Raw genomic sequence first — 26462 nt, forward strand, 5'->3', positions numbered from 1 at the left:
CGGGGGCCGGGGGCTCATAACGCGGTGGCCGGGTCCCCGATCTGTTTACTTCGCCTGGGGATAGCGATTCAGGTCCGGGCGGGCAAAATCGCTGAACACCTCGCCGGGCAGGCCGGTAAAGACCATGATATCGGTCAGGTCGCGATCACCGCGTTCGCCCGACAGCAAAATACCACCGTGTTTCTGGTAGTCGATCCAGGGCAGCGTGAAGCGGGGCTGCTCATCGGTGAACTTGGGGAAGTAAGCCCACTGCCAGACCAGATGCGTTTTTTTATCGACCCAGATCTTGTACTTGTTATCGGGCGTATTGCCGACGCTCTTGAACGTAAGCTGGAGCACATCGGCAGGCTTGCCGTCCTGGGTCGCTTCTTCGCCCAGGTATTTGAGCGTAACGCCCGAGTCTTTCAGCTTGAAGGGCATAACCAGCCAGTACGAATCGTTGATCCAGGCGGCTTTGCCCTGTTTTACGTACTTGGCCACGGAGTCGGCGTCAGTAACTTCGGCACCCTGACGAAAAACGCGCCCTTTGTCGTTGTTAACGTTCAGAATAACGGTCTGGTCGTCTTTGAGGTTGTCGACCCGAACGGTGCCGCTCCATTTGTCCCAGATCAGTCGGCGCGACCCGAAGAAGTTCCAGGCAATCAGGTGCGTATTGTCCCATGCTTTCCGGCCGCCCATGGCTGCCATCACCTGGTCGGCAATCTGTACGGCCCGCGCATCGGACCCGGCTGCATCAAAGCCCGCTGCGGCCGGATTAACCGACTTGGCCGATTGGGCAAATCCAACTGTCTGGGTCAGGGCAAATAAAAAAATGAAAAGTTGACGTGTTTTCATGCAGAGTGGTTGTTTCATCAGTAAAAGTATTGGAATTTCGATTTATCACCGCCAAAATTGGAATTAGTACCGCCCGGCGGCTGTGCTTAAAATTATAATCACCTACCGGATTGACGCTCACTCAACTCGATTATATAGTAGCCGTTGACACTTTTCGGCATTTCGCTACGGCTGCCGATGCCTGCCATGTTACCCAGCCTACGCTCAGTATGCAGATTCAGAAACTGGAAGATGAACTGGGGGTGCTGATTTTTGACCGGTCCAAGCAGCCGGTTGTACCTACCGAGCTGGGGCTGGCCATTCTGGCCCAGTCGCGCGAAGTGCTTCGGACGGCCCGGCGTATTCCGGAGCTGGTCAGCGAGTCGAAAAATGATTTTCGGGGCGATCTCCGCATCGGCATTATTCCGACCCTGGCTCCGTATCTGCTGCCGTACTTCATCGGCGAATTCATCCGGAAATACCCGGCCGTATCGGTCCGCATCCAGGAGCTGGTGACCGAACAGGTCGTTGAACGGCTGCGCAACGGACTCATCGACGTTGGGATGGTGGTGACACCCCTGACCGAGAACGGCATTACCGAGGTGCCGCTTTTTGAAGAGCCGTTTGTCCTCTACGCATCGGAGGGCCACTCGTTATCGGCAAAAAAAACCATCGCACCGGCCGACCTGCATACCGATGGGTTGTGGCTCCTGACCGAGGGACATTGTTTCCGCAACCAGGTGATCAATATCTGCGGGGCCGACCGCCAAACGCCCGACGGCTCGCTGCTGGAGCCCGCCCGGCTTCAGTACGAGACGGGCTCGCTGGAAACCCTCATCAAACTAATTGACCGCCAGAGTGGCTTCACGCTGCTGCCTTACCTGGCCACCGTTGATATGGACCCGGCTCGGCGGGCGCGGCTTCGGTCGTTCGAGTCGCCCCAACCCGTTCGGGAGGTGAGTCTGGTCATGCACCGCAGCTTTCTGAAGCGGCAGCTCATCAATGCGCTGAAAGGAGAGATCCTGATGCACCTGCCCGGCGAGCTGGTGCATCAGAAAACAGACCGCGGCCTGGTGGTGCAGCTCTAGGCAGTGCGGTAAGCCCCGGGCCGACAGGGGATCGCCATCGGCCCGGGCGACAGACTACCGGCCAGCAGCCAGCCGGTCGGCCAGCAGTTTTATGTAGTAGCCACCCACCACCGACCGGGCCTGAAAACCGACCTGTTTGGCATTGGTCGTTTCGTGCCAGTCGGAGAGTGGTACGCGCGTGGGCGTTTCGTTCGCAAACTTCCAGATGGGATCGATCAAGGCCTGAAAATCGGTGTTCGAGTCGGCCATCGTAGCAGTCCACATGATCCAGTCAGACTTGGTGTAGGTCCGACGACTGTCGAGCGGGAGGCCGTATGGCTGCTGGTTTTTGAGGTAGAACGCTACTTCTTTCCGGGCTACTTCGGTCGGAAATACGTCGAGTCCCAGCAGCTTATCCCAGACGATATTGTATTTCTGGCTCCAGCTACCCGGTGTTTTATCGAATGTCAGCGCGTAATGGTCGCCGTCGGCATCCATCTGCATCCACCGCCGGGCCAGCTCACGCGCCAGGGCCTGGTGTTCGTCGGCCGTCTTCTCATCGCCCAGCATCCGGGCCATCTTGCCGTAGCACGCGATGCCTACAATCGCTTTGGCGGAGAGGTTGGCGTTGCGCGCCAGGTGACCGGCAAAATCGTCGGTGCAGAGCTGGTTGGCCGGGTCGAAGCCGTCGCGTTTCAGGAAGCCTACCCACTTGGTCAGCGTGGGCCAGTGCTCACGTGCGAAGTCGGGCTTGCCGTCTATCTGAACCGAAGCCGCCGTCAGAATCATCATGTTGCCGGCTTCTTCAACCGGCATATCCTCACCGTAGGTCTGCCCGTTTGCGAGCGGATAGGTGCCTACGTCATGGGCCGGGAAATCCTTTTTCCAGTTGCCCGATTCGCTGTAGTCGAAAATGAACCGCAGCAGCCCCTTGGCCAGCTCGTTGTTATACAGCAGGAAGAGCGGAGCCGACGGATACGTTACGTCGACGGTACCAATGGAGCCGTTGGAGAAGTTCTCCTTCGAGAAAAAGAGGACATCGCCTTTGGGTCCAGCCACGATCTTGTGGGCCGCGATGGCCTGCCGATAGGCCAGCACACACAGGTCGGCATAGGCTTTCCCGCCCGATTTCTGCGCGTCGGCCAGCAGCTGTGCATCGAAGGTGCTGCTTTTCTGCTGCAGGCGGGCATACTCTTTTTCGGCGGTTTCCAGCAGCCGGGGCATCGTCATCGTCTCATCCCGACGCCACCAGGCTCGCAGGTTTTTGCCGAAATACTGCACGGAATACAGGTCGTCATAGGCCAGGAGCAGGTGTTTCCGCACCGGCGCAGCGCCAACCGACCCCATCGACAGGCTGAGTGCCAGCCCCTGCTCCTGGGCGGGACCGCTCGTTTTCTGGCCGGCGGGCAGGGGGCCCTGTTTCAGAAAAGCCGCTTTGAGGGTGGCCAGTGATCCCGGCGTCAGCTGGGTGCCAGCCTGTTCGGGTACGGCCAGGTACGCGTAACCCCAGTCGATGCGGATATTGTCGCCTTTTTTCTGAAGAACGGGCTGCTGCTGCGTACCTACGTTCAGCCAGCGCAGCCCCGCCGTACGGCCTGCGTCGGTAATGACGTCCTGACCGGGCGTATTGGTCGCCACCGTGGCCGACGCCCCGAAAAAGACCTGTACGGTATGCGACTTGCCATCGCGGGCGCTGGTTTCGAACGTCACGTACGTAACCGGGCGGGCAGCCACTTCCAGCTCGTCGAGCAGCAGGGGCGACAGGAAGTTTAGCCGCAGGTTTACCGGACCGGCCTCAAAGGTGTAGGCTGTCTGCGTAGCCGAAACCGTTACGCCGGTCTGGTTGGCGGTTGCCAGGGCCGTTGAGGTAACGGGGTTAACGATCCCGACATCGACGAACGAACCACCCCCGGGGCTGACGCAGTGGAGCGCCAATACGTTTTTGCCGGGGCGCAGTGCCTGCCGGGCTTCGGCCGGGAGCGGTAGGTAGATGTATTCGCTGATATAACCCGGCTTGTTCAGGATTCGGGTGCCGTTGAGGTAGATGGTGACATCGTCGTCGTGGTTGAGGGCCAGCAGCAGCTTGGCCGGGTCGGTTTTGCCGTCGTAGGTGAACTCGCGCCGGACGTAGATGCCTTCTTTATGCGTCTGGCTGTTGCGCCAGGCTGTGCGGGCGTCGGGCGTATCGCCGAAGGGGCCGGGTGCCGACTGCCAGCTGCGGGCGTCGAAGTCGGGTTTTTCCCAGCCGTCGGCGGGTTTGGTCAGGGTGTACAGCGCCGTATACGGTTTCGACTCACCGGTGGGCAGAATGGGCTGATAGGTCGTAGGGACAGCGCCCAGAAACTGATACGCCTTGCCATCGACCCGGATTAACCCCTCGAGCGACTGCGGGCGACCGGTCCAGTGGCGGGTGGGGGAGTCGGTGAGTTTATCGGTGGTACTCCACAGGCTGAAGTACGGGTCGTGGGTAACCAGCGGGTAGGCAGGTGGGCGGAGCGTCTGGGCCTGAGCCGAAACCAGCGCCAGGGCCGTCAGAAACAGGAACAGGCGTGAAACGAAGGAACTACACATGAACACGTTGATTAATGGGCGGCAAAAATAGCGTTTAGGGTATAAAGGTAACCTACCGGGGTTGGTCTACTGATTTATGGGTGTTGAGGGAGTCGATAGGCAAACGAATCACCCTATGAAATCAGGTGCAAGGGGTCGCGGCTCAATTTTTTACATACATTCAGGTGAGTATGTAACCCGGCGGGTATCATTGTATATCAGCAGATGATGTGATAATATTACCCGCTGCTTGCTTCCTCTTGTTTATGAAAATCTCTACTCGTTTCGGCGCAACGGCCTGTCTATTGTCGTTGCTGATATATCTGTCGATAGCGCCCCTTATGGGACAGGGTCAGTTAACCCAAACCCTGCGGGGCCATGTGGTCGACAAAGAATCTAAATTTCCGCTCGTGGGGGCCACGGTACAGCTCGCCGATAAGGGCGTACTGACCGATACGGCCGGCCTGTTTCGGCTAACCGGGATACCCGTTGGGCGGCATACCGTAAAGGTGACGCTGGTGGGCTACAAGGAGATGCTGCTCGCTGATGTGAGTCTGGATGCCGGGCGGGAAAAAATCCTGGACATTGAGCTGGAAGAGGAAATCCGGCAGCTGGTGGCGGTAACGGTGCAGGCGCAGCGAACCGGCGAGGCTCGCAATGAAATGGCAGTGGTGTCGGCCCGGCAGTTCTCGGTGGAGGAAACGAACCGGTACGCGGGCAGCCGGGGCGAACCGGCCCGGATGGCGTCCAACTTTGCCGGGGTGCAGGGCGCCGACGATTCCCGCAACGACATTGTTATTCGGGGCAACTCACCCCAGGGCGTACTCTGGCGCGTCGATGGCGTAAGTATTCCCAGTCCCAACCATTTCGCCATTGCGGGTACATCGGGTGGGCCGGTCAGTATCATCAACAACCGGTACCTGGCCAACTCCGACTTTTTTACGGGGGCTTTTCCGGCCGAATTTGGTAATACCGTGGCGGGCGCGTTTGACCTAAAGCTGCGCAACGGAAACAATGAGCGCCACGAAAAAATGGTGCAGTTCGGCTTTCTGGGGACCGAAGCCATGGTAGAGGGGCCGCTGTCGAAGAGCTCGAAGGCGTCGTATCTGGCTACCTACCGCTACGCCAATCTGTGGCTGTTCAACAAAATCGGTATCGACATCGGAACCCAGGCGGTACCGACGTATCAGGACGGTTTTTTTCGGTTCAATTTTCCGCTTAGAAACCGGCGGGGTGAGTCGGTCGGGGCGCTGGCGCTCTGGGCCCTCGGCGGAACCAGCACCGTCGATATCCTGATCAGCGAACAGGAGGTAAAAGACCGGAACATCTTCGGAAACAACGACCGCGACCAGTATTACACCTCGCGTATGGGGGCCGCCGGACTGACCTATACCCGCCCGCTGAGTCCCCAGACGTTCTGGAAAGCCACGCTGGCCGTATCGGGCAATTCGCAGGATGCCAACCACAATTACCTATTCCTGCGCAAGGATGGCGACCGTAACCCGCTGGTGGTGAACAACCGCTACGTAATCGACTCGCTCCGGCCGATCCTGGACTACCGGTTTTCGGAGGTGAAGTACTCGCTGGCTACCTTTGTTAACCATAAGATCAGTGCCCGCGCTTCCCTGAAAGTCGGCCTGAACACCGATCTGTACCGCTTTCGGGCGTTTGACAGCGTTCGCTCGTTTACCGATCTGAGCTACATCCGCTTCACCCCCTGGCGCACGCGCTGGAACACGAACGAAACCTTCGCGCTGGTACAGCCCTATGTCAGCTTCCTCCATCGCCTGACCGAAAACATGACCTTGACAGCGGGATTGAATGCCCTCTGGTTTACGCTCAACACCAGCAGTGTGGCGCCGGTAGAGCCTCGGGTCGGGCTGAGCTGGGATCTGCCCGCCCGGCAGAAACTGAGTCTGGCCGCAGGACTACACAGCCAGATACAGCCGCTCTATACCTACTTCTACGCCGAAAACCTGGGCAGTGGTCCGGCTGCTGAGCAGCTGGCCAACCGGACCATGGGCCTGACCAAAAGCTGGCATTACGTAGCCAGCTACCAGCGGCTGCTGGGGCGTAGCATTCGGCTGCTGCTGGAGACATATTACCAGCGCCTGTTCAACATCCCCGTCGAACAGGCGCGGTCGTCGTTTTCGATGGTCAACACGGGGGCGGCTTTCTCCCGAATCTTTCCGGGGCCGCTGGTCAACACCGGCACTGGCCGTAATTACGGGCTGGAGCTAACGGTCGAGAAATTTTTCAGCAACCACTATTATTTCCTGCTCACGGGCTCGGTCTTCGATGCAAAATACACCGGGTCTGACGGGGTATTGCGGAATACGGATTTCAACGGGCGCTACGCCTTCAATGCCCTGTTCTCGAAAGAGTTTGTATTCCGGCGCTCGTCGCTCAACCTCGGGTTCAAATACACCACCACCGGCGGGCGTTGGTACGGCCCGGTCGATGAAACGGCGTCGCGGCTGAACCAGGAGATTATTTATCAGAGCGAAAGCCGCAATACCCTTCAGTTTGCGCCTTACAAACGCTTCGATCTGAAGGTCGATTACAAGATGAACCGCGGGGCGACCGACCGCCGGGGTGTAACCCATACGATCTCGGTCGATCTGGTGAATATTCTGGGCATACAGAACCTGCTGTCGCTCAGCTACGCGCCCCAGCCCGACGGCAGCTTCATCAAACAGGAATACCAGCTCGGGTTTCTGCCGATTTTTCTGTACCGTGTCGATTTCTGACAGCAGCTCAGAGGTGGCCAAAGCGCGCAAACGCCTGCCGTTCCAGTTCTTCGCGGTGATCGGGATGGGCAATGTTGATCAGGGCCCGGGCGCGCTGGCGCAGATTCTGCCCGTACAGATCGGCGATGCCGTATTCGGTAACGATGTAATGCACGTGGGCGCGGGTCGTGGTTACGCCGGCGCCTTCTTTCAGAAACGGAACGATCTTGCTCTGCCCCTTGCTCGTTACGGAGGGGAGAGCAATTATCGGTTTACCGCCTTCCGACAGCGATGCCCCCCGTACGAAATCCATCTGCCCGCCAACGCCCGAGTACTGCATGGTACCGATGGTATCGGCGCAGACCTGACCGGTGATGTCGATCTCGATGGCCGAGTTGATAGCCGTCACTTTCGGATTGCGCCGGATAATGGAGGTGTCGTTGGTGTAACTGGCCTGCTTCATAGCCACGCCGGGGTTGTCGTCAATGAAGTCGTATACCCGCTGACTGCCCATGACGAAGGCCGATACAATCCGGTACGGTAGCACGGTCTTATGCTCGCCGGTGATGACGCCCCGCTCAACGAGGTCGATGACGCCGTCGGAGAACATTTCGGTGTGGATGCCCAGCCCTTTGTGATGAATTAGCTCGGCCAGGGTGGCGTTGGGAATACCGCCGATGCCCAGTTGCAGCGTAGCCCCATCCTCAACCAGGCTGGCTACATACTGCCCTATTTTACGGTCGTCGGCGCTGATCTCGCCCGTATGTACTTCGTAGATCGGCTCGTCGACCTCCACGGCCGCGTGCAGCATACTGGCTGGAATCAGTCCATCGCCGTGGGTGCGGGGTACGCGGGGGTTCACCTGCGCAATGACGTACTTGGCCGACCGGATGGCCGCCAGCGACACATCGACCGAGGGGCCGAGCGAGCAGTAGCCGTGCTGATCCGGGGGCGACACCTGAATCAGGGCCACATCGACGGGCAGAATCCGACGGCTGAACAGCAGCGGCACCTCACTCAGGAATACGGGCACGTAATCGCCGATACCCTGCGCGAGTTGTTTCCGCATATTGGCGCCGATAAAAAACGAATTGGGCCTGAACGACTCGCGGTACTGCGGCTCCAGATAGGGCAGGGGGCCTTCGGTATGGATGTGGCAGACTTCAACGTCGCGCAGCTCGGGCGCCCGGTCAACCATGGCCCGGATCAGGACATGCGGAGTTTGGGCTACGCTATGGATAAAAACGCGGTTGCCCGACTGGATGGCCGATACGGCCTGCTCGGGCGTGGTCAGCGGAAGGATCGTGGACATAAACTGGGGAACAGGACGGGTTATGAGGAGTGGGGAGCGATGCGGCTGGCCGTTGTTCGGTTCGTATCGCTCCCCACTCGTCACAAGGCGTTAATTAGGGGCATTACTGGCGGTTTTGACGTTGTCGAAAAGGGGCGCATAGTCGTCGGACAGGGTAATCCTGAGTTTGTGGAGCTCGCCTTCCGTGATCATCGGGCCGAGTACCTGCATGAACTGGTGCGTATAGCGTTGGCCGGTATCGGTATCGACATTCAGTTTGTCGGCTACGCGCTCGTAAAATTCGGTTAATTTAAAGCGTTCGCCCTGATCGCGGTCTTCGGGGCTGATTTCGCGAATGATGTCGAGCAACGGAGCCGGGAGCTGTGCACCGAGGTTATCGGCTGCGTTGCCGGCCAGGTGCTGGGTCAGGGTATGCAGAAAAGCGCGGGTAATGTCGAGGACTTCCTGTTCGGTGTCGACGCCGAGTTTTTCTTTGCCTTCGTGGATGAATTCAGGGTATTGCATAACGTTGGTTTTGGTTTAGAAATACAACTGCTATGAACGGCGAAGTGTTGGTAAATGTCGGCAACGGGGGCTGCCGGGGTCTACGGGTTTATTACCCTTTCAGCGCTTTGTTTTCGGCGGTCAGGAACTGCTGAAACCACCGCCCCGACGCCTTGACGATGCGCTGCTGGGTCCGGAAGTCGACGTAGACGAGTCCAAACCGGGGGCGATACCCTTCCGCCCATTCGAAGTTGTCTAAAAACGTCCAGGCAAAATACCCGTCGACCGGAAGCCCCTCCCGCCGGGCCCGGAGCACCTGAATAAGGTACTGCTGATGATACTCGGTTCGGGCCGTATCGTTAATCAGTCCGTGCTGAACGGTATCGTAAAAAGCCGCCCCGCTCTCGGTAATGATCAGCTTCTTTATGCCGGCATACTGGCTGAACTGACGGATGATCCGATACATGCTGTCGGGATACACTTCCCAGCCCATCTCGGTAATGACGGGTACCCCCCGCCGAAGGGCCGTGACTTCCTTTGCCCAAAGGTAAGGCATGAACAACGACTGCTCAACCACCGCCCGGAAGTAATGCTGCAGGCCAATGAAGTCGAAATCGAACGCCAGTCGCTCCATGTCGCCGGGTTTGGCCACCTTCCGGGCAATGTCGCTCAGGAAGGGCAGGGTGTTGCTGGGATAGCCGAGGCCGAGGGCGGGTTCGATAAAAAGCCGGTTCATCAGCGCATCGACCCGGGCCGCTGCATTCTGGTCGCGGGGGGTAAACGGATCGACCGGCGAGCAGGAGAAAGCCGTACCGATCTGGGCGTCGGGCACGTTTTGCCGCACCATGCGGCCTCCTTCGGCCTGCGCCAGGGCGGTGTTATGAATAACGGGCAGCAGATTCCAGAACCCCCGGCGCCCCGGTGCGTGCTGACCGGTAAAATAGCCCAGGACTGAAAACGCCAGCGGCTCGTTCAGCACGATCCAGTGCTTGACCTTGTGGCCGTAGGCTTTGGTACAGACATCGACAAAATCGGTGAACCAGTCGACAATCTGGCGGTTGGGCCAGCCGCCCTGGTTCTCCAGCGCCAGCGGCAGATCCCAATGGTAAAGGGTAATCCAGGGGGTGAGGCCCAGCTGGAGGCAGTGGTCGATCAGCCGGTCGTAAAAAGCCAGGCCCGCTTCGTTGATGCGTCCACCCCGTGGTGGGGCCGTACCGTCGGGCAGAATCCGTGACCACGACAGCGAGAACCGGAAATGGTCGAGGCCCAGCTCTTTATGAAGTCGCAAATCGGATTCGTAGCGGTCGTAGAATTCGCAGGCTATGTCGGCATGCTCGCCGGTTTTGATCTTGCCTTTCTGTTTGCTGAACGTATCCCAAATGGAGGGACCACGTCCGTCGCGGTCAACAGCGCCTTCAATCTGGTAGGCGGCTGTGGCTGTGCCCCAGATAAAATCGGCACCAAATGCCGGGCGGTTCAGCAGGGGCGGGGTTTCGGTTCGGGGCGGTTGGTGGGTCGACAAAATAGACGGACTAGCGATGGGTACATAACGATCGAACAAACACAAAGGGTTTGGTCGTAACAAAAGCTTAATATGAAGCCGGTCGGGTCGCCGGGGGCCCACCCGCGAAACAACCCATCGTGTCGGCCCGTATCTTTACCCCGCCACCCAGCAACCGGTTGTCTATGCCTATTATCTCGAAAAAGAAACGCGCTTACCCCATCAGTGGCCCCCTGCGGGTGTATCTGGAGCAGTACAACCGCGAGCATCGGCTGCCGATACAGTATACCGACCTGCTTCGGTACGATAATTCGGCTTCGCTGTTCGACAAGCGCGACCGCGATACGCTCTGGGAAACCGTTTATTATCCGGCGCTGGAGACCGACGATATCCTGCTGGCGCTGAAAACGATCTACGCCAACCTGAAAGCCGACGGCGATATGTCGATCACGGCCCACCTCACCATTGACCGGGTTGATCTGTGCCTGTACGGCAACACCCGGCCCTTCCGGGTGCGGGTGCGGAACCTGGTCAACGATAACTTCGACTATTTCTACATCAAGAATGCCGATGCTTCCCGTATCTACGGTCTGGAGCTGGAGCATATTCTGTCGCCCAATCGCATCAGTTACCTGACCAGCGGTCAGACCCTTATTGAAGAGCACATTGCCGGAATTCCGGGCGATATGTTTTTCGAGCAGCAGATGCACGACGAGGACATGAACCCGATCCGGCTTTGCAAGGAGTTCGTGAAGTTCAACGAGCGGTGTTTCGTGCGACTCCTGGGGGATATGCACTCGAGTAATTTTGTGGTCGACATCACCCCCGACTTCGACGAGGTATACTACCGCATTCGTGCCATCGACTTCGATCAGCAGTCGTATGAAGGCAGAAAGTCGGTCTATATGCCACAGTACTACCGGCAGAACCAGCCCATCATCGACCTCGGTACGAGCTGTCTGACCCCCGAAAGTGTACGCCAGTACCAGATTGAAGAGCGCTCGCTGGTGGCGGGGCGGCTGCGGGTAGAGCAAGCCCGGATCGGCGATCTGATGGCGGCCATGCGGGTCGACGACATTGCCCCCGGGGCCAATGTGGAGCAGCTGCGGGGTGCCCTGAACCGGCATTACCGAACCAGCCACTTCGACGCCTGCCGGACCATGGGCGACCTGGTCTGGCACAGTCTGGACATGCTGGCGGTTCACTGACTGACGGCCAGTCTGTCCAAAAAAACAAGAGGAACCGGCATCATGCCGGTTCCTCGTTTCGTTACGGTGGGGTATGGCTTAGCCTCTGCGGCCGAAGGGGGCGTTAGGCCGGCGGTACTGCTGCTGGGCAAACAGACGCTCGCGCTGGGCAGAGGTCAGCACGGCCAGCATGTCCTGACGTTTCCGAAGTTGCAGCTGGCGGTAAGCGCTGGGTGTCAGGCGGGCCGTAGCCATGGTGTGGTCGTAGTTGTCTTCGATCTTGTGGAGTTGTTTCTCCTGACGGCGCGACAGACCAACGATGGCGTCGATGCGATCGATCTTCAGTTCCTCCTGCAATTCATCCCGGTTGCTATTGTATTGGGTTCCGCCATACTGAGGGCCACGGTTTGGCTGGGGGTAGCCACGTTGAGCAAAGGTTACGCCAGTGGTGAGCGCGAATAAAGTCAGGGCGGCTGCAATTGTCTTTTTCATGATTCAGTTGTTTTGCGTTTATGGTTTACTGATCGTTAGAGACAATCTATGGCCGGGCGTTTAACCAGGGTATGGGCGTATCTGGTCGAATGCCGTTTTCGGGTGGCTGAGTCGCCCCGAATCACGGCTGAATGGCGGGAGACGGGGCGTCGCGCTGGCGGGCCATTGCCTGCGCCAGGATGCTGGCCACAATGAGCTGCAGCGCATGGTACATCATGATGGGCAACAGAGCAATACCGGCCACACTGGCAGGAAACAGCACATTGGCCATCACGCTGCCCTGTACCAGAGACTTTTTGGAGCCGCAAAACAGCGCCGTAATCCGGTCTTCGCGGCTGAAGTGGAGCAGCCGACTGACGAGGATGATAAATCCGTAGATCAGGAAAAATAGGCCCAGCATCAGCGCGGCCAGCGAAAGCAGATCGGCGGCCGAATAATCGGCAAACAGCCGGCGCTCGAACGACTCACAAAAGGCCGTATAAACAATGAGCAGGATGGTGAACTGGTCGAAGTAGCGCAGGTACGTTTTATTTCGTTCGGCAAACCAGCCCAGACGCCGGTTCAGCAGGAGCCCCAGCACCACCGGCACCAGCACCTGTAGGGTCAGTTTGCCAATAACCCCGCCCAGGTCATAGTCACCACCGGTGCTCGACAGTAGATAACTCATCCAGAGGGGAGTAATAAAGACGCCGATCAGGCTGGAGATGCTGGCGTTGAAGATGGCCGCCGGCAGATTACCCCCCGCTATAGAAACCATCACGACCGACGATGAAACCGTAGAGGGCAGGGCCGCGACATAAAAGATACCGAGCCAGAGCAGTTCGGTGTCGGGCGTGAGCCAGACCGCCCGGGCCGCGAGCACAACTGCCGGAAAAACAACGAAGGTGGTCAGGTGAATGACCGAATGAAGCCGGTAGTTACGAAGCCCGGCCCGTAACTGCTCGAAGTTGAGCCGCAGGCCGTAAAAGAAAAAGATCAGCGAGACGCCATAACCCGCCAGCGACGACAGGGAGAGAGGCCCCTGCTGAACACCCGGTTCGGGAAAAAGCCGCGCCAGACCAATCATGGCCAGTAGGGCGAGAATAAACCAGTCGAGCCCAACGCGGGCCAGTAAAGAGCCAAATGATGAGTTTGCCATACCAACGGGTAACCGCCCCCGGGTGGTTTTCGTTTGAAACCACCCGGGGTTTGACTCGTAGGTCAGGAACTGGTCAGGCTACGATTTTTGACAATGAAAAATGAATGTACAGAAAGATCATCAGATCATTAAATGATAAGAAGAGTGACCGCTCACGAAAAGGAAGGCTACGGACTGGTCGATAATTTGTTTCTGAATCTGTATAATTTATATATTAGTGTCGGAATTTGATTCCCCTATCCATGCCTTCTTTAACTAGAAATGACAGCCAGTTGGAGCAACTGATTGACGATCTCAGTCAATTGCCTGCCTATACCATTGGGCGTCGTTTCGACAATCAGATTGTGATTGCCAACGCCAGAGTAAGCGGCTACCACGCCCGGTTGATCCGCTGTACGCCCACCACCTTCGTTCTCGAAGACCTCGCCAGCAAAAACGGTTCGTTCGTCCATGGCACCCGCATCGTCCGCAAAATTGTTGATCGCCACGACACAGTCCGGCTCGCCGATGTTGAGCTAACCATTTCTGAGCTGCTGGCCCTGCGCAAGCCCGACCCGGTGATGCCTGTGGCCGAGCCGACGCCACCCCCTGCCATACCGGAGGCTACGGCTAACCCGCTGGACTTCACAATTCCCTTCGCCGACCTGCGACAGGTGTTTGAGCAGTATCCCAACCTGCGCCGGGACTGCCGAAACCGTGAAAAAATGATCCGGACGGGTAGTGTGCTGCTATCGTCGGTGGTCGGCATCGGCGCGGTACTATCAACCGGTGGGCTGGCGTTTACGCTGCTCTCCAGCGCGGGATTAGGCATGCTGGTGCCGACGCTATGCTCTACGCTCCTGTCGACCGACGAAAAACTCGAACTCATCGATAAGGAATATCGGGAACGTTACCGCTGTCCTAACCCCAGCTGCCGCGATCCGTTCGGCAACCGGGAGTGGGAGCTGCTGGCCCATCAGAAAGTGTGTCGTCGCTGCCAGGCGATCTGGGTCCGGTAAATTTATTGTTCATTGCCACTTACCTTTTTCGGTCGATACCTATACACAGCCATACGGACGTCTTTTTCTCTAAAATCAACGTATTATCATGTCACAACCATCCACACCAATCGATCTGCAGACTGACGTTTATCCCGCAACGCCAGCCTCTGCTTCCCCAACGCCAGCCGTTGTTACTGCCCCGACCAGCCGCCCGGACCGGAAGAAACTGGCGGGTATCTCGGCCGCAGCCCTCTTGCTCGGCGGAGCCAGCTGGGTGGTCAGCCGGGCCATCCTGGAGAAACAGAACCAGCCGGAACCTGATTCAGACGGTTTTCCACCAAGCGGTGGCGCACCATCGACGATCGAGTTGCCGGCCGAGCTGGACGTTGCCGGGACGGTTACCGATGCCATGCCGTTTAAGCAGGCCTTCGACGTTGCGCGGCAGGAAGTCGGCTTTGGCGGGGTGTTCAACTGGCACGGCCACTGGTACAGTACCTTTGAACAGGCCGAATGGAGCAGCCTCTCGCTGGCCCAGCGCCACCAGTTTGCGGAGATGATTACCCAGGAGCAGCTACCCGTTAAACCGTATGCCGACCCGAATGCACCGGTTGCCGTAAACGCACCGGACGCCGATCAGGACGCGAAAGCCGGGACCGAGCCTACCGTCATTGAAGGGCACATGAATGGTCAGCGGGTTATGGGCATCGACTATGATCAGGATGGTGTCATCGATACGCTGGTGATGGAAGGCGCCGATGGCCATGCCTACCGGGTGGTCGATGCCAGCGGTGATGAAGGACTGGACACCCTCCTGCGCTACGACTCCCTCGACGGAGAACTGGTGGAGATCAGAAAGATTGACGACCCATTCGTGCTGAGCAACGACCAGTTTAGCCAGGGGCTGGAAGCCAGCATGTCGAAAGAAATTGTGGATTCCATTCTGGAGCCGACCATGGCGCCGGTAGCCCCCGCAGCACCGACCGATTCGCTGAACGACGCCAGCCCCGAACCCGATGAGCTTGACTACGTAGCCGACGCTCACGAGCCAGACGATACGTACGTCAACAACGGGGATGTCAGCGAGATGGACGAGTAGGGCGTATGACAGGCTTCAAAACTACGCTTATTACCTGCCATCAGTGCGCCCGGCGCATTATGGTTCGGGCGGCCGATGCCGAGCGCGGCAGCATCATCTGCTCCCACCTGGGCTGCGGGGCCATCAACACCCTGCAAACGACGTTTCAGTATGACGAACGGCTGGTACAGGGGCTTCCCGGCTATGGGCAGCTGGTTTGCCAGCGCGACCCGACGCAGGTGTACCCGCTTCAGTTCGGCGATAACGTGATCGGCACATCTAACACCTGCACGGTTCAGGTGGAGCGGTTCATGCATGGCGGACAGTGCTTCGTCAGTCGGCGGCATTGCACCCTGACGGTTACGTTCGATCCCTGGGCCGGCCAGCTGCGGTACCTGCTCCAGGACGGCGTTGCTGATCCGCAGCAGCCGGAGGTTCGGCAGTACAGCCTCAACGGCACCCAGCTGAACCAGGTCCCGATTCGCAAAACTGAACTGATCGATGTCGCTGACCAGGCGCTGATTACCCTGGGCGGAGCCGATCATTTTCGGCTCATTCATTTTTCTATCCCACAACCCATGCTCGACTCGTACAGGATCGAGCTAGCCTTCAATCCCGATCGTACTCAATAAGTTATGATTATTCAGCCTGCTTTGCCGCTTGCGTTTTCGCAGGTCGGTCAGCGGCCTGTCAACCAGGATGCCCTGTATCCGCCGGTCGACATGGCCACGCCAGCGTCACAGCTCTTTATCGTTTGTGATGGAATGGGGGGAGCCGACAAGGGCGAAGTGGCGAGTCAGTTGCTGTGCCAGGCTCTTGCCCGGTACGCCAGTGCCCGACCTGAACTGGTCTTTGACAGCCACCACCTGAGTCGCGCCCTCGACGAAGCGTACGAAGCCTACAACGCCTATCTGCAGGACCATCCGCTCGTTAGCCGCATGGGGTCAACGCTGGCCCTGGTACAACTCCACGAGCGGGGCGTTACGGTAGCACACCTGGGCGACAGCCGCGTTTATCAGTTTCGGGACGGGAAAATTATCTTCTGCACCCAAGATCACCGGCAGGTAATCGATATGGTCGAGGCCGGCATTATCACCGCTGCCCAAGCCCGAACCCATCCCTGGCGAAACCGGCTCAGCCGCGCGGTACTGGCCGTGGCGTCGGCCGCTGACAAACCCGCAGCCCGGCCGGCGGCCGATGTGGTCGTGCTGACCGATGTTCAACCCGGCGACTACTTTTTCATGTGTACAGATGGGGTGCTGGAAACGCTCGACGATCAGATGCTGGAAACGATACTGGCCATCGACCGGTCGGAGCAGGAGCACATCCAGTCTATACAGATCATGTGTGCGGGCCAGACCAAAGACAACTACTCGGCTTATCTGATCGGTATCCATCAGGTAAGCCAGCCTGAACCTGCCAGAGCCATTTTGTCATGATCGTTCACTTACTGAGCCTGCTGTCTTTATTGTGGCTACCGAGTCAGGTGCCCGGCGGGCAGACCTATGCTGTGGTAATCGGCATCTCAGACTATAAAGCCCTGACGTATTCGACGGGTGATCTGCGATTTGCGGATCGGGATGCCTGGCAGGTGGTTTCGTTTCTGAAGAGTCGCGCCGGGGGCAACGTGCCAGCCGCCAACATCCGGCTCCTGACCAACCAGCAGGCTACGCAGGCCAATATTGCACAGGCGCTCCGGCTGTTTCGGCAGGCGCGTCGCACCGATCGGGTGATTCTGTACTTTTCGGGACATGGGCTGCCCGACAGTTTTGTGCCCTACGATGCCCGTCCCGGCAGCCCGGCGCGTCTGTTGAGCTACCCAATGATCAAGGCCGCTTTCCACGACTCGGCAGCGGGGACCAAACTCTGCATCGCCGATGCCTGCATGTCGGGCGGCATGACCCAGCCCAGGACCAGCCGCCCGGCCCTCGTGCCGTCGGTTCAGGACGGGAGCAATGTGGCCATGCTGCTGGCCAGCCGGTCTACCCAGTACGCACTCGAAGATGGCCGACTGGCCGGGGGCGCCTTCACTTATTTTATACTGCGGGGACTGACGGGCCAGGGCGATCTGGACGGTAACCGGATCGTGACCATCCGCGAGCTGCACCGATACATTGCTCCCCGCGTTCGGAAGATGACGCGGGGGCAGCAAACGCCCCTGTTTTACGGTCGCTTTTCCGACGATCTGCCCCTGGCGTATCTGTGAGCGTTCACCTACTGATTAACTACGTTGCTTGCTATGAATCAAACGTTTACCACTTTTCAGGACTTCAGACAACGGTATCCCATCCGCCCCAACGATGAGGGAATGCTGTTAGGCAGCGGCTCGTACGGGCGGGTTATCAAGGTTGAAGATCAGCTGGAGACGGAATGGGTTGCCATCAAGATCAGCGAGTTCAAAGGTAACGATACCAAATCGCTGAAGGCCGAAGTGGAGCTGGCCCAGCGGGTACCGCGCCAGGCCAACATTGCCCGCTACGACGCCTGCTACCGGCTCGAAACCGACACGAGTGTCAGCGATTTTGCCATCATGAAGTACTACCCGGATGGCAATCTGGCCGACCTGCTCCGGCGGGTCACGCTAACGCCAGCCCAGATCTACGATATTTCGCGGGGCATCCTGCTCGGTCTTCAGCATCTGCACCGCAGCCGGATCGTACACCGCGATTTCAAACCGGCCAACATCCTGATCTCCCGCGACAACGCTGGCCGGTTCATACCCAAGATCGCCGATTTTGGACTGAGCAAACTGGTGCGCGACGATGAGATCGAAAGTTCTGACTTCGACCTGAGCGATGGGCGCGGCACCCCCTCTTATAAAGCCCCGGAGCAGATTGAAGGGAGCCGGGTGAGCTTCAACCTCGATCTATGGGCGTTCGGGGTGATTCTCTACGAGATCATGACGGGCGAAAAACCGTTCCGGGCCGACCTGCGTGTCACCAGCGAACAATCGGCCCGGCGCGAGATCGAGAAAAAAATCATTACCGTTGAGCTGCCTGCCCGGCTTAATCAGGTGCCTGAGCCGTATAACGCCATGATTCGTCGGTGTCTGGTCCGGGATATCCACAAACGCGTTCGTAAAGAAGATGAACTGCTCGACCTGCTCGACCAGATTCCGCAGCTGCTGGCCGACGCCCGTGCGCTGGCCGATGCCCATCAGTATAAGCAGGCCATTGCCGTTTACGAGCAGGTGCTGACCAAGCGCGAAAACCAGGCCGAAGCGCAGGCGGGTATCCGGCAGGCTAAGGCCGCGCTGGAGCGGCAGCTGCTCAACGACCTGATCGCCGAAGCCGAAACGCTGGTTCGGCAAAACCGGTTTGATCAGGCAAAATCGGTCTACGAGCAGGTGTTGCTGCGAGAGGCATCACATATGGTAGCTACCCTGGGGCTGGCCCTGTGCGACGAGCAGCTGCGTCCTAAACCTCAGCCGATCGAGCCGGAAACCGACGCGTTTGTTGGCGAGCGGACCGATGTGTACGTAGCCCCACCGGCGCCTAAACCCGCTGTTGTCCGGGCTCCACCCGTCGTTAACCCCCCCGCGACGGAGCGCGCTAAACCCATTCCGGGGCCGGTCGTGGCAGCACCGCCGGTACCCGCCCGTTTCCCTGTCAGGCCGGTATCGGCTCCCGTAGCTGCGGGTGTTGGCACCAGGCTGGCTACCCGAACGTTTTCGTGGCGGGTGGTTGCTCCGCTGGTGGGGCTGAGCGGCCTGGCTCTGTTTTTCGTGTTACAGCAACCCGGTTTGTTCGGTGGCAGCCAGCGTGTGGAAGACCCGGGAACAAAGAGCGACAAGGCAACGGTCGTCCCGGCAGTACCGCCCGCTGGTGAGGATAAAAAAACGCCCAGGGAACCCGAACCCAAAACAGTTTTGCCGGCTCCCGCAGGCCGGGAGGCCATCAACCAGCGCGTTGCGGTTGCTCTTCAGAAGGCCAGATCGGCTTTTCGGCTAAAAGACTATAAAACGGCGTACGAACTGACCGACAGTGCCCTGCAGCTTGATCCGTCCCGGCACGATGTGGCCGCTTTGCGCACGGCATCGCTGAACGAACTGCGTAAGGCCAAAGCCCCCATTCCGGAAACACGACCCCCCGCAGAGACGCCCAAAACAGGCGAGTTGCCCGCCCCGACGGACGATGCCAAAACCAAACCGGCTGATCCGACCCCGACCCCCAAAGAAACCGGAGCCAGTGCGAAACAGCTGGCCCAGGAAGAATTTGACCAGCTCATCGACGAGGGGATGAAGGCCATCACTAACGGCAACAACAAAGCCAAAGCCATAGCGGCTTTCACGAAGGCGCAGGGCCTCACCAAAGAATACGAACTCAACACCGCCCGGGCCGAAGCGGCTTACGCCTACAACATGAGCAAGGCCGGGAAACTATTTGACAGAGACGAGCTGGAAGGCGCCAAAGACTGGTACCAGGTGGCCAAAGCTGTAAAAGACACCGAAGAAGTCCGACGGAAAATCAAACAATGCACAAACTAGTACCTCCATTTTATGCGTAAGCTATTACATCTATCCATCCTGCTTTCATTATTGACAGCCCCCTTTGTGACCACCGCCTACGGGCATACCGCCTTCAGCCTGACTGCGGTCGATGACGAGTATGACCGGTACAAAAAACGGGGCGACGATTACTTCAAGGAAGGCAAGTACTTCGAAGCCCGCCGACAGTATCAGAACTGCCTGGAGGTGCCCGGTTTTGAAAACGATGCCTACGCCAGGGGCCAGATCGAGGAGTGTACTACGGGACTGAACCTGCGCAAACAGGCCGAAGATGCTTTGCGGCAGGGCAAAGGACCCGAAGCCGTAGCGCTGCTGAACCAGCTGCTCAACCTGAACCCCGACGACGTAATTACCCGCGCCCAATATGCCGACTATTACGAACGGGAAGGGAACCTACTCTTCAACCAGAAGCGGTATCTGCTGGCCCGGGAGAGTTATTCGAAAGCGCTTACCTATACCACCACCCGGCAGGAGACGCTGCGGCTCCAGATCAGAACCATCGACAACCTGACCCGGCCCTCCCGGCGCGTGGGGCTGAAACTAGCCACGGGGGTTGTCGCCATCGGGGCGGGGGCCTACGCCCTCCTGCTGCGGAGCGACTACCAGTCGAAAATAGATGCTCTAAACCAGATCAGCCAAACCACCGACCCAACCAATAGTGGCGAGATTGCCGACCCGGCCGCGTACCAACAGTACAGCGACGCCTATGCCGCAGCGGAAGCGGCTCAGCAAAAAAGCGGCCTGTTCAAAGCCTGCATTGGGGTAGCGGCCATAGCGACGGTGGCCGAGATCTACCTGCTACTGCGTAAACCCAAACCCCGCACAACGGCGCTGGAGCTGAAACCGGCCTCACAGGCGTGGGGGCTGGCGGTATCCTACAAGTTTTAACTGTTTCTGTTCACACCCATTTTCGTGATAACACCCATGAATCGTTTCTCAACCTATATCATTTTCCTGCTTATGCTGGCCGCGGGCGGCACCCTGCTCGTAAGCTGCGACAACTGGGATTTACTGCCCAACAAAAAATCAAAACGCAACTGTGCTGAGCCGAAAGGAACGTTGCGTGCGGACATACAACAACTGAAAGTGAACTTCAGCATCGGGGAGGCTAGCGGTACCATCGATCAGGTCAAATGGAGTTTTGGCAACGGCAGTACGACCGTTACGACCGGTACGACAGCCACACATACCTACGCCCAACCGGGTACGTACAATGTACAGGCAACGCTTACCAACGCCTGCAAGGTAGAAATAACACTGATCACATCGGTTACGGTGAGCAACGCCGTTCTGCCAACGGTTACCCTGCAGCCAATAGCCGATATTGCGAAGACGACGGCAAAAGCTACGATGGCGATAACCTCCAACGGAAACGCTACGATTACACGCTATGGTGTCTGCTGGTCATCAACAAATCAATCGCCGGAGGTTGACAAAGCAGATTCGTTTACAGCGATTTCAAGTAGTGGTGCGCTTAACACTGCGTTCCCCTTTTCAGTAACAGGCTTGTCGCCCAATACGACTTACTATGTACGCAGTTTCGCTATCAATCAGGCAGGCCCTGGCTATAGCTCCCCAGTGCAAAGGTTTACAACCGGGCAAGATCCGTCAGTAACGACACTAGGGTCATCTAACATTAAGCCAGTCAGCGCTACGGTCGGTTTGGTCGTCAACACACCCGGGACCCCGGCGGCCGTAGAATACGGTATATGCTACTCACAGAATAGTACGCCTGATCTGACTAATGGCAGCAAACAAACCGTTTCGACTCCGTCAATAGGTACTGGCGTGCCTGTTTCGCTAACTGACCTTACGCCAAACAAGACTTATTATTACAGGGCGTATGCCAAACTGCCGTCTGGCGAAATAATTTACAGCACTACGATTTTGTCGTTCACAACTCTAATCGATACCGTACCGAATGGTCTTATCGCGTCGGTGTCGTTTACGGATGGTTCTAAGCTGGATATCAGCGGCTACGATAATCATGTGGAGCTAATAGGGGGCGCCACCTTTACTACAGACCGGAATGGGAAATCAAACTCAGCTATTCAGCTAGATGGTATTAACGATTATTTCCAGATGGCCGAAAAAGCAATACTGAACGTAGATGCATTTACGATAAGTATCTGGATTAAGCCGAATGCGATCAACAACGTGAACGATCGGATGCAGATTTACAACAAGTCTCGCTGGGCTGATAGTGGAAGCGAAGTGTACAGCTCGCTGATCAAGAAAAATGAATCAGGACCGGGGCTTACGTTCAAGACCGATATCAAACAAAACAGTAACTGTGTGGCCGGTAAAGGATGGGTAGAGTTTCAGTTCAGCAGCAATTTTGCACTTGGTACCTGGCATCATCTGGTCTTCACCTACTCAGGCCGATCAACCCGCATGTACTTTGATAATGTGTTGGTAGATCAAAGCGATAGCCTGCCAGCCGCTAACATGGACAAATGCCCCGGGGGAGAGTTAAAGTTTGGGGCTCAGATTAAGGATTATGAAAATTATTTCAGCGGGGCCATGGACGATATCCGGATCTATAACCGGGCGCTCTTACCTACTGAAGTAAAATCGCTTTTCGAGCAGTAGAGCTAGTTGCTGATTTTTTGCAGGACCTGCTGCGCCTGCGTGTGAAAAGGGTTGGCCCTGTCGCTGCTGATTTGCTTCAGTGTCGGCAGGGCTTTCTCGGTCTGGCCGTTCTTTACGTAGGCCAGCGCCAGAAACCAGTCGGCTTTTTGCCGCAGCGACCGGGTAGGGGAGGCCTGGGCTTTGGTCAGCAGCGGAATGGCTTCGGCGGGCTGGTTATTGGCCAGGTGACTCAATCCCAACAGGTAATTTTTATAATGAATCGTCTGCTTATCGGCCGGGAGTGTGGCGAGCTGGTCGATGACCTGGTCGTACTTGCCGGACTGGTAGCTACGAAGGGCGTCCAGAAACTGGTTGCGGACGGAGGGCGGTAACTCTCCCGTCGGAAACGCTTTGCGGAGTTCGCTGGTCGGGTCGGCGGGAAGGGCGTTGTTGTACGCCAGGTCGGCTGCCGGGCGGGCGGTTTGCCGGTAGGCGTAATAGCCGGCCCCCAGCACCACCACGACCGACGCAGCTGCGGCCCAGTACCGCCAGCTTACCAACGGACGGGCCACGGCCCGTTCGGGCGCTATGGAGCGGGCTACGGATTCGGTTTGCTGATACTGGAGCCGGGCCCGGTCGAGCGCCCGTTCGATCCCGATGGCCCGCAGACCAAGCCGCAACTCGCGCTGCCGGTCAACCTCGACCTGTAGGTCGGCATCGGCCCGGATCTCGTCGTCAAAAGCCGCCCGGTCGGCGGCCGATAATTCGTTGGCCAGATAGGCGTCAATGAGTTCGTATTGCTCCTCCGACAACTTCATAGTCCCTGATTGATGGCGATTTGCCGGTAATAGGTTTTTAACTTTTCGGCGCAGTCGTACCGTTTCGATTTGACCGACGATTCTTTCATACCCAGCCGCCCGGCAATTTCGCGCAGGGACAGTTCATCTACGTAAAACCATTCCATCAGGTTTCGGCATTCGCCTTTCAGCTGATGGAGTGACGCCCGTACGGCCCTGATTACATCGGCCCGCTCCAGATCTTTCTGCACATCGTCGGTGTCGGCGGTTTCATAGTCCTCGGGTAGGCTGCCACGCCGGCGCAACCGGGCCGATTTTAGTTCGGTAAACCAGACCCGTTTGCAGTACTCGAAAAGAACGGTCGTGACCCGCGTTTCGGGCTGATACTGGTATTGACCGGTTTCTAGGTTGAGTAAAAAATTGAGCAGCCCTTTTTGAAAAGCATCTTCGGCATCCATGGCTGTGCCGCTATTGGTGATAACCCAATACCGAAACGGAGGCAGCGATTCACTGTACAAAAGTTGATAAGCTCGCTCATCGCGACGGCGCAGGGCATCGTACAAATCCTGATCTCTGGAAAAGATCGGTAGCGGTTGAGTGGACATAGTCGTGTGGAATAGACGAATATATGATCCAATCCAATACGGACCCGTCTGGCCGCTACTTATTGCTTAATCGGTCGTGCGGCCAAAAGGTAAGTCGTCGCCCAGGAAAAAAGCGGATAAAAAAACTGAAAAAAACACAGCAAAACGACTCACCTTTTGCCAGCGTCGCCGATACAGAGCTGTAACCAGATGCTGACACGGATGAAAAACGCGACCGCTGCCTATCGAGGCCCCTGACGTTGTGCTGATGCCCGTCATTTCCTCAAAAATTCTGTCCACACCCCTTTATTTGTCCATGTCCGGACAACACAACGATGAACTCAATACTAACTGTCGAAGAACCAGCCGCTGTCAATGCTGACGATTATTACTTCTACCACACGATCGATCTGCCCGGCCTGGGCGAGATGAAAGGTGAGTGGGACCTCCGCCAGTCGCCCGAGAAATACCTGGGCAACGTAAGGCTTACCAACAAACGAGTCCTGGAAATGGGCGCGGCCAACGGCTTTCTGTCGTTCCATATGGAGCAGAAAGGAGCATCGGTGGTGAGCTACGATCTGTCGCCCGAGCAGGACTGGGATATTGTACCGTTTGCCGATAAGAACGCAGCCGCGCTGTCCCCCGACCGGAAAAACCACATCCGAAAAATCAACAACGCCTACCGACTGGCCCATTCGCTGCTCAACTCCTCCTGCGAGTATGTCCATGGATCGGTATACCACATTCCGGACTCGGTCGGTGAGGTCGATGTAACTACGTTTGGCAGCATCCTGCTCCACATCCGCGACCCTTTTCTGGCTCTGCAGCAGGCCGCCCGGATCACCCGCGAAACCATCATCATTACCGACATCCTCGACAATAACCGCCAGCGGCTTGTTAACACGCTGTTTGGCTGGCTCGGCAAAGGAGCGGTACGAACGATCCGTCAGAAGCTTTTCGGCCCGTCGATGATTTTCCGGCCCGACCCGGCCATCGGGCACCCGGAAGAAACCTGGTGGCACCTGTCGCCCGAACTGCTCGAGAAGGCGCTGGGGGTGCTGGGTTTCGGCGATATACAGATCAGCTACCATACCCAGTATTTTGCCCAGCACCACAAGAGCCAGCTTATGTATACGCTGGTGGCGCAGCGCACCGTACCCATGCGGGCGCAGTAACTACCAAGTTCTTTTTCTATCCACCCTTTCAACTTACTGTAATGGATATCTCATCAAAATACTTTGCGTTGCTCCGGCAACCCAGTCCGCTGGTTGTTAAACGATTGTGGGATCTTGTTGTCGATCTGTACCGGGTCGGCAAACTGCGCGAATGTGTTTCGTTCCTGCGCTGGGAGCTTTTCCACCGGCTTCGCCTATTCCGGCTTGGAAACCGGTACGTTACTTTCACTGACCAGTCATTTTTTTCGATCACCAACGATCGGGTCTGGCTCCGGAAAAATACGGCCGCCGGTTCTGTACTCATCAACGCGGAACTGTCGTTCAGGGCAGTACCAATTGATTGGAAATACTGCTTTCGGGCAACGGATGGCCGATTGTATGGCTGTTTGTTTTCCAGGCCAAATGCGCTGGTTGTCAGTGTTGACCGGAGCCAGTCGGTCGAGGTGCTTCACGAGTTTCTGCACCCCATCGCGTCGCTGTTTGTGAGCCGGAACTCGACGCTGTTTGTGTGTGTAAAAGGAGCCGTTTACCAAAGCCGGGATGGCGGACTGTCGTTCAGGCCGGTGTTGAACCTGTCGACGCCGATCAGCTATTTTCTGTTTAATAACGGCATGACCGAACTACCCGATCATACGCTGCTGCTGGGCGAATACGGGTCCATCTGGCACGGACGATCCTGGCAGAACCTGGCCTATGTATACTCGTCCATCGACGGGGGCGAAACCTGGACTTCGTCCGATTTCCTACAGCGGCAGGGGGTCAACAAACACGTGCACCTGGTGCGGTATTCGGCTACGGCAAAGGCGGTTTTCCTGACCGATGGGGATAACAAAAAACAAATCTGGTCGAACCGGGCGCTGGTAAACGAATCGACTGGATTCACGACGGGCTGGCAGCTGATCAACCGCTACCATCATCAGACGGGCGGCTACCTGTCGATGGCCGAAACGCAGGACGCCGTGGTTTTTGGCAGCGACTACCTGGGCGGCACCAACTTCATTGTCAGAACCGTTGACGGGGTTCGTTTCGAGAAGCTAACGTTACCCGATCCGTACCGCCGGAGTCCGGTTATGAACCTGGTAACGCGGCAGGGTGCATCGGGTAGCGAACTATGGGCTACGACCTACAGCTGTCTGTCGAGCCAGGCCAAAAGTCTGCTTATGTGCAGCTACGATTCGGGCAAAACCTGGACCCGGGTCATCGAGTTCGACGGAGCCAGTCACGAAATTCGGCTGGTGAGTTCGTCGCAAGCGCCATCTGACGACCTGTACATATCCATTACGGAGTTCGACAGTCTGCACCGTCAGCAAAGCCATCGTGTGTACCGGCTCGCATGCGGCCCAAACCCCCTGGTTCAGCCCAGCTAAACCGCTACAATCCCCAATACGACAACCTTCGCCAAGCCTCGCTTTCACCCGTTGCTGTGTCCCCACGGCAACCTACGCGCCAGCCGGGTTTCATCCGGTCGGGTTGCTGTGAGGACACAGCAACGGGTGGGGCG

At 57.5% G+C, this 26462-nt stretch carries 22 protein-coding genes; 13 read left to right on the plus strand and 9 right to left on the minus strand.

Going from position 1 to position 26462, the window contains the following annotated elements; translation table 11 throughout:
• Positions 1-45: 45 nt before the first annotated feature.
• Positions 46-834: a LolA-like protein gene (locus FBR45_RS07245; RefSeq protein ID WP_138500684.1), complete on the minus strand. Its 789-nt coding sequence runs from the start codon at positions 832-834 to the stop codon at positions 46-48.
• Between the two features lie 110 nt (positions 835-944).
• Between FBR45_RS07245 and FBR45_RS07250 the strand changes: the two genes are divergently transcribed.
• Entirely contained in the window at positions 945-1901 is a 957-nt protein-coding gene (locus FBR45_RS07250; RefSeq protein ID WP_138500686.1) for a hydrogen peroxide-inducible genes activator, read from the plus strand.
• A 54-nt stretch (positions 1902-1955) separates the two neighbouring features.
• Here the strand turns inward: FBR45_RS07250 and FBR45_RS07255 are convergent, their stop codons facing one another.
• The gene (locus FBR45_RS07255; RefSeq protein ID WP_138500688.1) at positions 1956-4451 is read right to left on the minus strand and encodes a glutaminase family protein; all 2496 of its coding nucleotides are present in this window, start codon (positions 4449-4451) and stop codon (positions 1956-1958) included.
• 245 nt (positions 4452-4696) lie between these two features.
• On the opposite strand from FBR45_RS07255, the gene FBR45_RS07260 reads away from it, so the two are divergent.
• A complete protein-coding gene (locus tag FBR45_RS07260) occupies positions 4697-7180 on the plus strand; it encodes a TonB-dependent receptor (RefSeq protein WP_138500690.1) in 2484 nt (827 codons plus the stop codon).
• Between the two features lie 7 nt (positions 7181-7187).
• On the opposite strand, the gene FBR45_RS07265 is transcribed toward FBR45_RS07260, so the two are convergent.
• The 3 genes from FBR45_RS07265 to FBR45_RS07275 all read right to left on the minus strand — a co-directional run bounded on the left by FBR45_RS07265 (position 7188) and on the right by FBR45_RS07275 (position 10476).
• Entirely contained in the window at positions 7188-8471 is a 1284-nt protein-coding gene (locus FBR45_RS07265) for an acetyl-CoA hydrolase/transferase family protein (RefSeq protein WP_138500692.1), read from the minus strand.
• Positions 8472-8561: 90 nt separating this feature from the next.
• The gene (locus FBR45_RS07270; protein ID WP_138500694.1) at positions 8562-8975 is read right to left on the minus strand and encodes a DUF2267 domain-containing protein; all 414 of its coding nucleotides are present in this window, start codon (positions 8973-8975) and stop codon (positions 8562-8564) included.
• Between the two features lie 91 nt (positions 8976-9066).
• A complete protein-coding gene (locus tag FBR45_RS07275; RefSeq protein ID WP_394344366.1) occupies positions 9067-10476 on the minus strand; it encodes a GH1 family beta-glucosidase in 1410 nt (469 codons plus the stop codon).
• Positions 10477-10640: 164 nt separating this feature from the next.
• On the opposite strand from FBR45_RS07275, the gene FBR45_RS07280 reads away from it, so the two are divergent.
• Positions 10641-11663, plus strand: a complete 1023-nt coding sequence (locus FBR45_RS07280; RefSeq protein WP_138500696.1) for a hypothetical protein — start codon at positions 10641-10643, stop codon at positions 11661-11663.
• Between the two features lie 78 nt (positions 11664-11741).
• Here the strand turns inward: FBR45_RS07280 and FBR45_RS07285 are convergent, their stop codons facing one another.
• Positions 11742-12134 (minus strand): hypothetical protein, encoded by a 393-nt coding sequence (locus FBR45_RS07285; protein WP_138500698.1) that lies wholly within the window; start codon positions 12132-12134, stop codon positions 11742-11744.
• 121 nt (positions 12135-12255) lie between these two features.
• Complete coding sequence (locus tag FBR45_RS07290) at positions 12256-13272, minus strand: bile acid:sodium symporter family protein (RefSeq protein ID WP_138500700.1); 1017 nt, start codon at positions 13270-13272, stop codon at positions 12256-12258.
• A gap of 242 nt (positions 13273-13514) precedes the next feature.
• On the opposite strand from FBR45_RS07290, the gene FBR45_RS07295 reads away from it, so the two are divergent.
• From FBR45_RS07295 to FBR45_RS07330, 8 genes are all read left to right on the plus strand, one after another.
• Positions 13515-14270: an FHA domain-containing protein gene (locus tag FBR45_RS07295; protein WP_138500702.1), complete on the plus strand. Its 756-nt coding sequence runs from the start codon at positions 13515-13517 to the stop codon at positions 14268-14270.
• A gap of 88 nt (positions 14271-14358) precedes the next feature.
• Positions 14359-15348, plus strand: a complete 990-nt coding sequence (locus FBR45_RS07300; RefSeq protein WP_138500704.1) for a hypothetical protein — start codon at positions 14359-14361, stop codon at positions 15346-15348.
• Between the two features lie 5 nt (positions 15349-15353).
• Positions 15354-15959, plus strand: coding sequence for an FHA domain-containing protein (locus FBR45_RS07305; protein WP_138500706.1), 606 nt, complete (start codon positions 15354-15356; stop codon positions 15957-15959).
• 3 nt (positions 15960-15962) lie between these two features.
• Positions 15963-16766, plus strand: a complete 804-nt coding sequence (locus FBR45_RS07310; RefSeq protein WP_138500708.1) for a PP2C family protein-serine/threonine phosphatase — start codon at positions 15963-15965, stop codon at positions 16764-16766.
• The gene (locus FBR45_RS07315; protein WP_138500710.1) at positions 16763-17533 is read left to right on the plus strand and encodes a caspase family protein; all 771 of its coding nucleotides are present in this window, start codon (positions 16763-16765) and stop codon (positions 17531-17533) included. Before FBR45_RS07310 ends, FBR45_RS07315 begins: the two co-directional genes overlap by 4 nt.
• Positions 17534-17566: 33 nt before the next feature.
• Complete coding sequence (locus FBR45_RS07320) at positions 17567-19813, plus strand: serine/threonine-protein kinase (protein ID WP_138500712.1); 2247 nt, start codon at positions 17567-17569, stop codon at positions 19811-19813.
• Between the two features lie 12 nt (positions 19814-19825).
• Complete coding sequence (locus FBR45_RS07325; protein ID WP_138500714.1) at positions 19826-20722, plus strand: hypothetical protein; 897 nt, start codon at positions 19826-19828, stop codon at positions 20720-20722.
• Between the two features lie 36 nt (positions 20723-20758).
• Positions 20759-22426 carry a LamG-like jellyroll fold domain-containing protein gene (locus FBR45_RS07330; protein WP_138500716.1) on the plus strand — a complete coding sequence of 556 codons (1668 nt, stop codon included), beginning with the start codon at positions 20759-20761 and terminating at the stop codon, positions 22424-22426.
• 2 nt (positions 22427-22428) lie between these two features.
• Here the strand turns inward: FBR45_RS07330 and FBR45_RS07335 are convergent, their stop codons facing one another.
• Together FBR45_RS07335 and FBR45_RS07340 are read right to left on the minus strand one after the other, a co-directional pair.
• Entirely contained in the window at positions 22429-23223 is a 795-nt protein-coding gene (locus FBR45_RS07335) for a tetratricopeptide repeat protein (RefSeq protein ID WP_138500718.1), read from the minus strand.
• The gene (locus FBR45_RS07340) at positions 23220-23807 is read right to left on the minus strand and encodes an RNA polymerase sigma factor (RefSeq protein ID WP_138500720.1); all 588 of its coding nucleotides are present in this window, start codon (positions 23805-23807) and stop codon (positions 23220-23222) included. Before FBR45_RS07340 ends, FBR45_RS07335 begins: the two co-directional genes overlap by 4 nt.
• 314 nt (positions 23808-24121) lie before the next feature.
• Here FBR45_RS07340 and FBR45_RS07345 point away from each other — a divergent pair, with 314 nt between their 5' ends.
• Both FBR45_RS07345 and FBR45_RS07350 read left to right on the plus strand, forming a co-directional pair.
• A complete protein-coding gene (locus FBR45_RS07345; protein ID WP_138500722.1) occupies positions 24122-24961 on the plus strand; it encodes a class I SAM-dependent methyltransferase in 840 nt (279 codons plus the stop codon).
• A gap of 41 nt (positions 24962-25002) precedes the next feature.
• Positions 25003-26328 (plus strand): WD40/YVTN/BNR-like repeat-containing protein, encoded by a 1326-nt coding sequence (locus FBR45_RS07350; protein WP_138500724.1) that lies wholly within the window; start codon positions 25003-25005, stop codon positions 26326-26328.
• Positions 26329-26462: the final 134 nt, after the last annotated feature.

This window comes from Spirosoma lacussanchae, from assembly GCF_005870035.1.
Classification (GTDB): domain Bacteria; phylum Bacteroidota; class Bacteroidia; order Cytophagales; family Spirosomataceae; genus Spirosoma; species Spirosoma lacussanchae.